This is a genomic window from Bacteroides mucinivorans (genome assembly GCF_034654355.2).
GTDB classification, from domain to species: Bacteria; Bacteroidota; Bacteroidia; order Bacteroidales; family Bacteroidaceae; genus Bacteroides; species Bacteroides nordii.
In genome coordinates this window covers 2,062,313-2,075,882 of the sequence record NZ_CP178179.1, presented here as the reverse complement: position 1 = coordinate 2,075,882, position 13,570 = coordinate 2,062,313, and the positions used below count along the sequence as shown (strand labels likewise).

6 protein-coding genes are annotated in these 13,570 nt (G+C 41.9%); all 6 read right to left on the bottom strand.

Annotation, left to right across the window (positions count from 1 at the left end; genetic code table 11):
* Positions 1 to 23: 23 nt before the first annotated feature.
* Positions 24 to 2,690: a hypothetical protein gene (locus VCM39_RS07370; protein WP_322933484.1), complete on the bottom strand. Its 2,667-nt coding sequence runs from the start codon at positions 2,688 to 2,690 to the stop codon at positions 24 to 26.
* 181 nt (positions 2,691 to 2,871) lie between these two features.
* Positions 2,872 to 3,996 carry a T9SS type A sorting domain-containing protein gene (locus VCM39_RS07365; RefSeq protein ID WP_221649414.1) on the bottom strand — a complete coding sequence of 375 codons (1,125 nt, stop codon included), beginning with the start codon at positions 3,994 to 3,996 and terminating at the stop codon, positions 2,872 to 2,874.
* A 53-nt stretch (positions 3,997 to 4,049) separates the two neighbouring features.
* Positions 4,050 to 7,238: an FG-GAP-like repeat-containing protein gene (locus VCM39_RS07360; RefSeq protein ID WP_322933485.1), complete on the bottom strand. Its 3,189-nt coding sequence runs from the start codon at positions 7,236 to 7,238 to the stop codon at positions 4,050 to 4,052.
* Positions 7,239 to 7,255: 17 nt separating this feature from the next.
* Entirely contained in the window at positions 7,256 to 8,788 is a 1,533-nt protein-coding gene (locus VCM39_RS07355; RefSeq protein WP_025867619.1) for a RagB/SusD family nutrient uptake outer membrane protein, read from the bottom strand.
* A 12-nt stretch (positions 8,789 to 8,800) separates the two neighbouring features.
* On the bottom strand, positions 8,801 to 11,920 hold the full coding sequence (locus VCM39_RS07350; protein ID WP_289292681.1) for a SusC/RagA family TonB-linked outer membrane protein: 3,120 nt from the start codon (positions 11,918 to 11,920) through the stop codon (positions 8,801 to 8,803).
* 203 nt (positions 11,921 to 12,123) lie between these two features.
* Positions 12,124 to 13,554, bottom strand: a complete 1,431-nt coding sequence (locus tag VCM39_RS07345; RefSeq protein ID WP_370788546.1) for a sugar porter family MFS transporter — start codon at positions 13,552 to 13,554, stop codon at positions 12,124 to 12,126.
* Between the last annotated feature and the right edge of the window lie 16 nt (positions 13,555 to 13,570).

Sequence of the window (13,570 nt, the reverse complement as noted above, 5' to 3'; positions counted from 1 at the left end):
ATTCCTCTTTATAGATTACAATATCACTGTATCCGACTTATCTCCAGATAATCCAGATTGCAATCATTGGCATCTTCCCTGCCATGAGACATATTAGAATCAAATCCTTTTCCTTCCGGATTGAGTCGCAAACTGACCACATGACGTCCGGCTTTCAAATTTTTCAATATATAATTTGACCTCGTCCATTTGTTCCAATCACCTGTAGCTTCCAGAATAAATGTCCCGGAATCAACATTATCGACAAAGACAGAACGGATGGTGCAGTAGGTTCCATCCGGACCGTGCCCGTTAGCGCCGGAAAGGACAAGAGCATAATCACCATCAGCAGGAACATCAATTGTAAAGGCCACATCTGCCGGTTTAGTATATAAGTCCACTACAAATCCCTTCCCGGAATAGCCGGGATGAACATTACTGAACGTTCCCTTCGATACAGCATCTTCCGCTTCAAAAATTTCCCGCCAGTCAGTTTTAATCACCGGATTGGAACAGTCGGACTTAAAACCCCGTTTGTCCACCGAATACACAGAATAAAAACCAGCAGGTTCCCGGCTAAGATCATATGGGAACGTTATTTCTTTATCTTCTATCTTTGTGCCACACAAGAAATAACGCAAGCCGGATTCTACCGGACAGTTAATAATCTGTCCTTTTTGTTCCAGTACAGGTTCTATCGGTGACCAATCCTCACGAGGTCCCGGCTGAACCAGATTCATTTTATCACTTGCGTGTGTTGCTGTCATCACAATATCAATTGTATAGTCTCCTTGTGCCGTAGCAGGCAACACATAAGGTAATTTTTGGTCTTGTCCGTTCACTGTAATTTTTTTGACTGTATTCCCTTTTCCGGTAATATTGATATTCAGTACTGCATCCCGATAACGGAAGTTCTCCAATGAAATTTTACCGGCCACAAGATCGGGTACTACCGGAGTAAAAGTAATCCCTTCTTCTTCCATGGTCATGCCAAACAATACACGGTAAACCATACTGATATAAGATGCTACCGACCACAACTGACGGGAAGAATTCAATGCCGTACCGCAATCATAACCCGTATCATAAGTCATATTCTCTTTGTGAGTCAAAAATAATGCACCGGCACGGACCAATGATTTTATCATATGTTCCACAACTTTCGTATTTTTTACATCACGGGCGGCATACATATAAGGGGTTTCCCAGACCGGCCATACACTCTTGTTGTGATAAGAAAAGTCATCAGGAATGCTCGGATATAGTACGGCAGCTCCATAAGGATAAAGCGGAAAGTTCTCTACCATTTGTATACTCTGCCCGGTAGTCGCTATATCCAATACAGCTGCCAGACCATTGGACATCACCCCTACTCTTTGAGTCGGCCTGTAACCCAGGTATTCCGGATAAAGATAGCAAGTATAGCATCCTTGTTTTTCATCCCAAAAGTGCTTATTTATATTCTCCTTCAAAAGACCGGAATATTTCTCCCACATAGCAATCTCTTCTGCCGGTTTCTGAATAATACGCCCTGCAGTTCCAAGAAATTGATAAAAGAATTTATGTAATGCATTAGTTCCACTGGAAAAAGAATCAGCAATCACAGAATTTATAAACCAGTTGGGATAGGTATGTGTACGCCAGTCCATCGAACAGGTTTCACCTTTAAACAAGCCAACATTGGCATCAAATGCCACGTGGATGTCTTTCAACGCCGTGTATTTCAGACCGTCATATACAGATTCCAACCAGCTCTTATCACCTGTGTACAAATAATATTCCCAGGCGGCCATTGCCCACACGACACGATCGGTAGAAATAGGCCAGGATCCGCCGCTACCTGTATCCTGAAGTGCTTCTTTCGGATTTTGTAAAGTCTGTTTTTCTAATGTCTTACGTGAAACCTCCGGCAGTATCCAGGCATAAGAGAAATAGATACTGTACACAGCATCACGTGTCCATGTATCGGGCCATAAAGCGCCTGCCATAAACGTACTGTCCGTGCGGATATCAAGCTGCATCTCTTCCAGGGCCATATTATAAAGGGCTACCAACATACGGTTGTTTTCAGCTGTAAACCGAGGAAATGTAGAAATGTCTTTTTGTAACTTCCAACGATTTTCTCCATGATAATTCGACTCTATTTCCGTATCAGAAATAGCAACAGCTTCTCTTGTCCCAAGGAAAGAAGCATCAATCACTTCCTCCGGAGTTATCATAAAAGAAAGGTCTGTACCTTTTTCACGTACAATATTCCAATGTGATTTAAAGTCTTTTACACGATCGGAAGCTCCCATTGCGATTCCATCTCCCCGACGCATCAGATGTAAATCCCGTGAAGTAGCCTTGTTCTCAAGTGTATACCAACCGCAGTTCTTCTGAGTCAAGAAATCAAAGCCACCATATTTCCATTTCAGGTTTTCTTGTCCCTTACCATCAGAAGTTACGCACACAACCTCTTCTCCGTCAAACTGCAGGTATTTCCCGCTTTTCTTATTCTTGATCAGAAACTCTTCTCCGGAGGTACTTTCAATAATCCAAAGGAAATCATCTCCTGAGGGCTCGGCAGCGAAACAAAAAGTTCCCTCTTTCTCGCCTAAGTACTCTCCGGTATCACGATTCTGTAAACTCCACTCGGAATAGACTCTATCAGTACGACAGGAAACCAAAGACAATAATACAATCAGACTAAAACATAAATGTAATTTCATATAAGTAGTACTTCAAATTTAATTCATACTATGACAACCTATCATTGAAACGCAGATTATCGCAAATTCACGCAAAAAATATCGTCCCTCAAGTACAGCAAACCTTCTAATTTGCGAAAATCTGCGATCATTTGCGTTTTAATAAAACGTTCATTTAATGAGGATACAGTACTTAAAGGAATTATTTTATAATCAATTTTTTAGTAACCACATTATTTCCGCATTCTACACGAACGAAATAATGTCCACTGCTCCAACCATCCACTTGTATGTCTGTGGTATGACCTGCAACAATCGTTCTAACCAGTTGTCCGGTCACGTTATAAACAGAGATCCGATTATTATCAGAATTCGTCTTTACGGCAAACGAAGCATCTTTTTCAACGATTACAGGATAAACAGATACAGCTTCTTCCTGCTTTTGCGTACTTACGCCTGTCCCACTTCCCTTACCAAGTTTTACACCACGTACACAGGTCGGCTTAATCCCGGCAGGCATAAAAAAGGTTTCATCAAAAGAACCACGACCACTTTTACTATACCCGTTATTCTCAGGCTTAGTAGCCGGATTACGAAGGTTAACATTTACTTCTTCGTCGTTCACCGAACAGATTGCCATATCATCATATCCGTCACCATTAAAATCCAACAATAAAGGAATGTCATTTTTAGTTCCAAACTGCATATTCGCAATATCCTGATTTGCAAAATCCGGAGTTTTATATTCTGTAGCAGAAGGAGTAAAAGAGCATAGCCAATTTCCTTTATCATATAAAACAACATCTGCCTGTCCATCATTATTCATATCTCCAGCCAACAAATAATCGCTTTCCGTAATACCAAAAGCAAGATTTACATCCGGAGCCATTGCTATAAAATGCATAAGCCACCAAAGTCCGTACTCATTGTCACGGCGAATAGCAACATCACCCACACCGTCACCGTTGAAATCTGCCGAGAGTGCTTTATCGCCTACCGCCATTCCATACACAACATCCTGCGGATCAATAAAATTATTATTTCCATCGTTATAATAGAATCTCCAATGAATAAGCTGGTCTACCGAACAGGAACGGTCTACCTCGCATAAATCAAAATAACCGTCACCGTTGGCATCATATACAAAGACTTCGGATATCTGCAAATCTTTAGTCTGCGTAGGAACCGTAAGGTCAATCTTTCCATCCAAATCGAAATCGAACTGATAACCTGCCCCGTAAGACCAATACACGATACCATCGGATTTTTGAGCATACATAAAAACAGCCATCAAACAGGCCAGAGTTGCAAGTATTAACTTTTTCATAACCATTAAATTTAAATTATACAATAGTAATTCATCGACATTTATTTAAAACTTTACCGAAATACAACTGAAGAATATAAAGAGTTAAGACTCTTCTCTTCAGTATCATTAATAGTCAGCAGATAAGCACCCTTCGGCAATGGAGGAATGCTGCAAGAGAGTATTCCGTTATTAAACCGGAGTCTGTCTTCGTAACAGATACGGCCTCCCATATCCATTAACCGGATTTCGTAAAGATGTTCCTGTTGCATTCCACCAGATACAATCATCAGAGAACCTTCGTCAGTAAAACAGATTTCTATTTCCTCTTTTTTTTTAAGAGAATCAATTCCTGTATACCCGTCAGACATGAAAATCAAATTATCATAGTCGGCACTATTTCTGTCTACCGGTCCCATGAAAACAGATATTACGATAGCGTCCGCCCAGTCTTCTCCCCACAATCCGATGAGGTCTTGCTGGATATTCCTTTCATATTCCACCCATTCACCATCTTTGGGCTTTACGGGTGTCAATGTAAGGTAAGCCAATCCCGGTTGAGAATATCCTACCCGATAGAATATGTCTTTCGTTTCCCATACAGGAGAACTGGCAGACGGTTTTATCAGACGGAAACCAAACCAACAAGCCGTGGTGTTGTGAGAACGAATCGCTATTTTAAAGCGGTTGAATTGATCAATAGGTACACGTATGGCACCATCCGAAGTGGTGGTGAAACGAATCATTCCCGGAGTTACCTGCAATGCTCTCTCACCTGTAAATGCATCCGTTATCCCATCGGCATGAGATACATTACCGTTATAATCATTGGATACGATGAGAGGTTCCTGATCATCAAGAACTGTAATAGCACTGACTTTTCCGGAGCGTAGGGTTTCTCCTTTGGCATCGTATTGGAAAGGAAACAGATCAAATGTAGCAGCCTCTTTTCCGGGTTCCTGCGGTATTCCAACCGTATTATTCAGATTCAGTACCAAGGTGGCAAATGTATCCAATGAAGGAAGTGACACCCGTATTTTAGTACCTTCCAGGGTATAATCCACTTTCCGGCTTTCTTCCAAAGTAATGCAGTAAAGGTCTGTCGGAGTCACATTGTCCGGCAGTGTAAAAGATACCTCTACTGTTTTTGTCTGAGGGACTGCATTAACTGCATCCCAGCGTAAATCTACTGTAGAACCATAATTTACCAAATCGACAATCAAAGCATCCATCCGGCGAGTTCGTTTGTCCCAGCGTCTCTTTAACTTGGCATAGATACCGGTGGCATTACTCAATGATAAATCCGAATAATTATAATCGGCAATCACATAGGCATGATTGGAATAATACAGATAGGCTCCGTAAGCTTCTGTAAACTTATTCCAGCTGGCTATCCGTTCGAGTACTTCCACCGGATAATTTACAGCATGGAAAGGTACGGGATCTGTAAAGCTTGCCACTCCGTCTACGACCTGTGCAGCCGGATAACCACCGGCAGAAAGGCAGGTAGCAAATTGATAATCGATATTCTGTTTGGGCCAGCCAGTCGTTAAATTCATCTCAGCAGGCGGATAAAAATTGGCAAATACAGGCTTATCCGGATAGCGTGATTTTGCTTCATAAATATCACGGTAGAGGTCTGTATATTTGGTTCCCGTACCAAAAGGCCAAAGCTCCATAAACTGATGGTTGGCTACGGCTCCCGTAGTATAATGGGGAATATTTCCACTTGTAGAAGGCAGTTGCAAAGCCGTAGTAGTGACATCTGCACGTACCTCTTTCACTGCCAAATCCAAACGATTAACCAATGGAGCCATTTCGGATGAAAAGTTGCAAGCTGCAGAAGTTCCGTCACAAACATAGTTCTCAGGTAGTCCATACCAATCCCAACGATATCCGTCCCAGTTATACTCCTTCTGCGCCTTTACAGCCTGAGATACAAAATAATCATTGAAATTTTTAAAAGTCTCCCCTCCTATTGTATAGGAGGCATCGACTGATTCGTTGGTAGACATCAAGTAAAGATAAGAGTTGCCATAAGTAATGAAACTGCGGTCAGCTACATTCCGCATAGCCCAATCGGGATAATTATGAGCGAAAGCCGGAGTGGCGGCATATATACCGGTATAGCAAACAGAACGTCCTCCGATACTGCGGAATTTCTCTATTTTCTTTTTCATTGTCTCTTTGCTTGTCCAAAGGCGATCGTCTCCTACATAGGTGTTCCACGTTTCCGTTTGAGGAGCAATCTCTTCGTGAGCTCTCATCCAGGGATGATACTCCAATGTATTAATTCCTACAGCTTCCAGATTATGAGCCCATTTATCCACATTCAAGGAATTATCAAAAATACAGGTCCACCCGTGACGGAGATTCACCTCCCGGCCCGTTTCTTCAAAGGTAGCCAAAGGCAAAGCCGCAGGACGCGAATTATCCATATCAGCAGACATGACAGCAAGAACACCCGTTAGCGGTACCATTACAGTACCATCGACAGTACCATACCCTTTTGAATCGGCATAATGTTCATAACGAGGCTTGTCGGCCGACCAATAATTAATAAGAACCTGTCCGGTAGAAGGACGATAAAGAGCCATATCGGTATAGCCGTCGCCATTAAAATCACCGGTAAAAGGAATATCTTCTGTCGTACCGAACACTACTCCGTTAATAGCCAAAGGCATATCGAATTCAGGATAACCGGTCAAAGAAGAGAACGCAACATACCAGGTTCCCGTAGAAGGACGATAAACAGCAAGATCATCTACCCCATCACCGTTAAAATCACCCGATAAAGGGATATCTCCGGGTAATCCGAATTGACCTCTGGCATCGACATTCCCCTCACAAGGGGAAAAGTCGATATACCAGGTGGCCAGTCCTCCGGCTCCGGAACGCATAACGGCAATATCAGTCTTTCCATCACCATTAAAGTCACCAGTCACGTACTTATCGGTAGCACTGATACCAAAACTTACCGAAGGGCTTGTTATCCAATCTTTTTTACCATCATTTATTTTCCATACCCATTTTATATTTTCACCGCTAATCTCTACCTCACAAATATCCACCAACCCATCGCCATTATAATCGCCCACACAAGCTCCCCCTATAAAAGCAGCATCCACCGTTTGAGTAATATGAGACTGATTGCCGATATCATAACTCCATCCCGATTGTGTCCTGTAAATCAAATCGTCGTGTGCATTCATCCAGGAAGCCAGAGCCCCAAAGGCAACTAACAATAGAAATTTCTTTTTCATACTTTTTCTGATTTAAATTAATATCCGGGATTATTCGGTCTCAAATTGGGGTTAGCATCAATATCATCCATTGGAACAGGCAATAACAGATGTTTGGGAGTAGTGAAATTGGTTTTGCCTATACTATGAAAGAAATTCTTTGCATACTCTCCGTTTTCATCATAACGAATCAAATCGAACCAACGGTGACCGCCTTCAAAAGCCAATTCCATACGACGCTCGTGACGAATGATTTCACGCAACTCTGCCTGGTCTTCGGTAGTAACATTAGGTAATCCCGCCCTGACACGAACACGATTCAACGGCCCTCCTTCTTCATAAGAAGCAGCAGGAGCACATGCCTCTTCGGTATGCCCGGTTTCATTCAAAGCTTCGGCATACATCAGCAACACATCGGCATAACGCAATACGGGAAAGTTCAAAGGACTATCCATTGCACGGTCCTGCCCAATATCTTCACACAAGAATTTCTTCACATTATGTCCGGTTTGAGAAACCGAAGGGTTATAGGCCCATCCTTTATACTGGTCGCCCTGACACCAGACAGATACTACCTTACGCAAATCTCCGGCTTCATATGAATTCACAAATTCCGGGTAAACGGCAAACCAGCCAAAGTTTCCCCATCTGCCACCAATGGCTACCGGAGCCAAAGGAGCCATATAGTCATTGTGCCAAGCTCCCTGTCCAAGTATGTCAAATTCGGAATAGGTAGTTATATCTTTTTCGTACTGTACCTCAAACAAGCTTTCGGGGCCATTCTCACGCAAATAATCAAAGTTCCAATCGTACCTTCTGTTTAATGAATACACATTCAAAGCATTCAATTCTTCGATGGCCTGAATGGTATCATCATATCTTTTCAGCGTAAGATAAACCTTTGCCAATAATCCTAAAGAAGCACCTTTGGTAGCACGACCAATGTCGGAAGATTGTTCATATTGCACAGGCAGCATGGTAGAAGCATCTTTCAAATCCTGTATAATCAGTTCATAAACCTTTTCTTTGGGTGTACGATGAACCTGTAAGTCGTCTCCTGCTGTCTGCTGAGTCTTAATCAGCGGAACATCTCCAAACAAACGTACCAGATTGAAATAATACAGAGCACGAAGGAAATGTGCTTCTCCCTTATATTGAGTAATCTTATCCGGACTTACATGGACAGCATCATCTATGTTATTCAAAATCCAGTTCGTACGACTGATGCCTGCCCAAGGGCCCCGCCATAATTCTTTTGCACCAGAGTTATCACTGGTAGTTATAAAATTGGCAAGTTGGGTAGTTTCCAACCCATTGCCTCCCGCTTCATTGCCTACACTACCCTCTCCGGCCACAATATCCAGTGTCCACATACGGAGATTGTACATATACGAACTTTGCAGACGCTGGTACATGGAGTTGACTCCACTTTCTATTTCTTCTGCCGTACCTTTCTCGAAGAAATTATCGGTAATAATCTGGTCACTGGGTAATATTTCCAGCTTATCCATACAACTCTGACTACAGAGTGACAGTCCTAAAAAGGCGAATATATAAATATACTTTTTCATGGCTTTATCATATTAGAATTTAACGGATACACCAAACATATAGGTACGGGCGGAAGGATAAACTCCATAGTCCAGTCCACTTAATCCGACTTCCGGATCCAATCCTGAATAGTTGGTTATAGTACAGAGATTATCGAAGCTAACATAAAGGCGTAACGCTTTTACTTTTGCCCTGTTTGTCCAGTTTTCCGGAAGCGTATAACCGAATGTCAGATTTTTGAGCTTTGCATAAGAACCATTTTCCAGCCAACGGGTAGAAGCTCGTGAGTTATTATTCGGGTCGGCATATATGGCACGTGGCATAGAACTGCTGGTTCCCTCACCCGTCCATCTCTCTAAAGTAGATGCCAGTTGGTTATAGGTACTGTTCATACTCTCATGGCTGGCTCTCACACCATTCCAAACCTGATTGCCCAAAGCACCCTGAAAGAAAATACTCAAATCAAAGTTTTTATAACTGAACGTGTTATTGAAACCAAAAATACAATCCGGAGACGGATTACCGATAACCGTACGGTCCAGATCATTAATTTCACCGTTTCCATCCACATCAACAAACCACATATCACCGGGAGAGGTGTTTTTATAAGGGTTGTGAGACGCTTTGTCCGCTGCACGATTTTCCATTACAGGCCCGGTGAACACTTCATCAAGTGTCTGGTATACTCCTCCCAGTTTGTAGCCATAGAAAGAGTTTATAGGTTGTCCTTCCCGAATAAGGCTTACACCGTTCAAAATTTCAGGACCGCCAATAGAGACAACTTCATTATGGTTGAAGCTCATATTAAGATTGGTCTCCCACTTAAACTCTCCTACAAAGTTCTTTGTATTGATGGTAAATTCAAAACCCCGATTCAGTACCTTACCTATATTTACCGGTGGCCAATCTGCCTGTTCCAAGGAAGTACCACTTGTTTGAGGAACCGGTTTTTTGGTTAACATATCACGTGTGTTTTTCACGTAAAAATCAAGATTTGCAACAATACGGTTCTTTAAGAAACCAATGTCAACACCCACATTATACTGTTCTACAGCTTCCCATTTTACTGACGGGTTGGATAAAAGATAAGGATATATCAAATTTACCAGATTTGATTCGAAACCACGTTGAGAACCAAAATTGTAAACTCCGTTCACGCTCAGCTTATCGGCAAAAGCATAAGCACCGATATTCTGATTACCTGTCTGTCCGTAACCGGCTCTGAGTTTCAGTTGAGAGATGGGCTTCACAGATTGCATAAAAGATTCGTTGCCTATATTCCATGCGGCAGCAAAGGAGGGAAAGTAACCAAAGCGATTGTCTTTACCGAATTTCGACGAACCGTCTGCCCGGAAAGTTGCTGTCACTAAATAACGGTCATCATACGAATAATGTAAACGTGCCATGTACGACATCAACGCCCAGCGCAATGAATTACCTCCTACATCGGTCGCTTTAGTTGCATTATCCAGTTCCGTAGTCAGTTCGCTGGCACGCCCGGAACCAGAAGCAGATACACTCTCTTTTTTATATTCCTGATAAGAAGTACCTACCATGGCATTTATCCGGTGTTTCCCGAAAGACTTATCATAATTCAAAGTATTATCCCACAAATACAACTGTTCATAAGCAGAAGAAACAGTTTGCATGGTATTCTTCGATTCATTCATTCCCCATTTGTACTTAGGAATATACGAATTATTATAATCATACCCTAACTCAGCTCCACCTGTGGTTTTGAACTTCAGTCCTTTTATAATTTCCCACTCAAGAGAAATATTGGATAACATACGGAATCCTTTCATCCGATAATTTTGCTCATTGATAATAGCCACCGGATTTAGTGCATTTCCATTCCATTCTGCATTACCGGTAGGACCGGCATATTCACCATTTTCATCCTGAATCGGAATAGAAGGTAAAATACGCATTGCATTTTGAATAACTGTGCTGACCGGTTGAGTACGACGATTCTCCGCACTCAGGTTTACGTTTGCTCTTACCGTTACATTTGATACAATTTTAGAGGATATATTCGATTGCAGACTCAAACGATTATAAGACGAATTCTTCATAATACCATCCTGCGTATAATAGCCCAATGAGGTAGCATGGCTTATCTTCTGATTTCCACCTAACATGGAAAGATTCACCTTTTGCATGGGTGCAGTACGGAAAATGGCATCCATCCAGTCGGTACCCGTTCCTAACGATTCCGGATCGGAGAAAGCCGGATTTAAAGAATATTCAGGTCCGGCATTAGTACGCATTTCGTTATGTAAAGCGGCATATTGTGATGCATTCAGCATGTCATATGTTTTTGCCGTATGTTGTATGCCGTAACTATAATCAAAATTAATTTCCGTATGCCCTTCCTGTGCTTGTTTAGTAGTAACCATCACTACGCCGTTGGCTCCCCGGGAACCGTAAATAGCCGTAGCCGAAGCATCTTTCAAAACATCGATAGATTCTACATCATTAGGATTCAGATACCACATACCGCCGCTGACAGGCACCCCATCGATAACATACAAAGGAGATGCATCATTTATGGTACCAACTCCACGTATAAGAATAGAGACATCACCTCCCGGAGTTCCGGAATTTTGTACAACCTGTACCCCCGACATCTTTCCTGCAATGGCTTGCATCACATTAGAAGTAGCATTCTTAGTAATATCCTCTGTCCGGACTGAAGATACGGCTCCCGTAACGTCTTTCTTACGCATGGTTCCGTATCCTACTACCACTACCTCATCCAATGCTTCGACATCTTCCTGTAACACTACTTCAATAAAAGCCCTTCCTGACACATTTACTTCCGTAGTGACATATCCTATATACGAAATAACCAGAACAGGGTGTTGTCCTGTAATATTCAGTGTAAAGTTACCATACAAATCGGTAATGGTAGCATTATTAGTTCCCTTCTGGGAGATATTGGCAGCAATAACGGGCAATCCGTCCGGCCCTTTTACAATACCTTTTACAGTCTGTTGTTGCTGTGCCACATTCATAATTCCGGTTTCAGTATTTGTATTCAGGTCTACTGTAACACCGGCATAAAGGGTAATGGGAGAAATAAGAAACATTGCAGTCCCTATAAGCAAAATATGCTTCATACGACTCTTACATAGATACTCTGTTTTCATATTCATTGTGTTTTCATTTATTATAGTCTATTTATATCCCGATCAATAAAAGAGTTTTGGTTAGCATCGAATGACGAATGTAAAAGTACGGATAAGCAACATACCTTCTTTCCGCCATTTTAGCTGATAATTATGATATCTTACCATAATAATCATTTCAAGGTCTATTTATTGGTATTATTCCAATATTTCGTTCGGTTTTTCTATTTCAGAAAGCGTGGTTTGCCACCTTTGCGCCAATACTCCTCGATCTTTTCCAAAGAGATTCCTTTGGTTTCCGGAACATAGAAGTATCCCCATATCAAAGCTGCTAAAGCCACTACTGCATAAAACCAGAATGCACCGGCCGGATTTCCCAGATTCTCACCTTCCACATATATCTCGGTGCCACTGATAGTGAAAGCATGCACAATTTTGAAAAAAGTAAAAGATACAATACTATTAAAAAACCATACGGACAAAGAACCGATGGAGGAACCCAGCCCTCTGAGTTTCTGAGGAAATACTTCGGAAATGATAAGCCACCCCAACGGACCAATGCTGATAGCGAAAAAAGCCACATAGAAAAAGACCAATGTGACGGACAACCATTTACCCGCATCGCCTAACGAAGCGGAGAAAGCGAAACAAATACCTAATAAAATCAGAGAAACCGTGATTCCTGTCAGACCAGTGAAAAAAAGTTTGCGCCTTCCCAACCGATCTACAAAATATACAGAAACGATGGTAAAAAGCAGATTGACGGCTCCCACTCCCACAGAAGCCCAGATAGCAGAAACCGTACCGTCAAACCCAGCCATAAGAAATATTTTAGGGCTATAATAGATGACTGTATTAATTCCCACAAACTGTTGAAAAAACATAATGCCAATACAAATGATCACAGCGTTGCGTAACCAGGGTTTAAACAATTCACGATACCCGGCTTTCTCCTCGCGACTTTTGACTACTTCTCTCTTAATTGCTTCAAATGCCTCGTCTCTCGATTCCGGACTCTCGATACGTGACAGAACGGCCAATCCTTCCGATTCTCTTCCACGACTCATCAGCCATCGCGGAGTTTCGGGCATATATAGCATACCTACAAACAAAACAATAGCCGGGATAACCCCGACGTAAAACATCGGCCGCCAACAATCTATCTGACTTTCATCGGCAAAAAATAAATCGGAAAGATAAGAAACCAATACTCCTATCGTAACCATCAATTGAAACATCGAAACCAAAGCTCCCCGTTTTTTTGCAGGAGAGATTTCTGCAATATAAAGAGGTACGGCAAAAGAAGAAACTCCGATAGCTACACCCAAAAATAAACGTGAAGCAATCAGATGATAAACATCGGGAGCAAATCCGGACCATAAAGCGCCAATGGCAAAAATGACAGCGGATACCAATATTACTTTTTTACGTCCGAGCGTATCTGTAATCTTTCCACAAAAGAGTGCTCCTAAAATAGCACCACACAATCCGGAAGCCGTAATTATTTCAATCATACTATTATCGATTCCAAAATCTTTCTGGAAAAAAGGAATGGCTCCTGATATCACTCCGGTATCAAATCCAAACAACAGTCCACCTGTAGCAGCAACTACTGCTATGACATAAATAAGCTTACTATTATACTCTGTTTTCATGGTAGTTAAATTGGGT

Coding starts and splice junctions, on each gene's coding strand:
- VCM39_RS07355 (WP_025867619.1), bottom strand. CDS start 8,788: ATGAAAAAGTATATTTATATATTCGCCTTTTTAGGACTGTCACTCTGT.
- VCM39_RS07370 (WP_322933484.1), bottom strand. CDS start 2,690: ATGAAATTACATTTATGTTTTAGTCTGATTGTATTATTGTCTTTGGTT.
- VCM39_RS07365 (WP_221649414.1), bottom strand. CDS start 3,996: ATGAAAAAGTTAATACTTGCAACTCTGGCCTGTTTGATGGCTGTTTTT.
- VCM39_RS07345 (WP_370788546.1), bottom strand. CDS start 13,554: ATGAAAACAGAGTATAATAGTAAGCTTATTTATGTCATAGCAGTAGTT.
- VCM39_RS07360 (WP_322933485.1), bottom strand. CDS start 7,238: ATGAAAAAGAAATTTCTATTGTTAGTTGCCTTTGGGGCTCTGGCTTCC.
- VCM39_RS07350 (WP_289292681.1), bottom strand. CDS start 11,920: ATGAAAACAGAGTATCTATGTAAGAGTCGTATGAAGCATATTTTGCTT.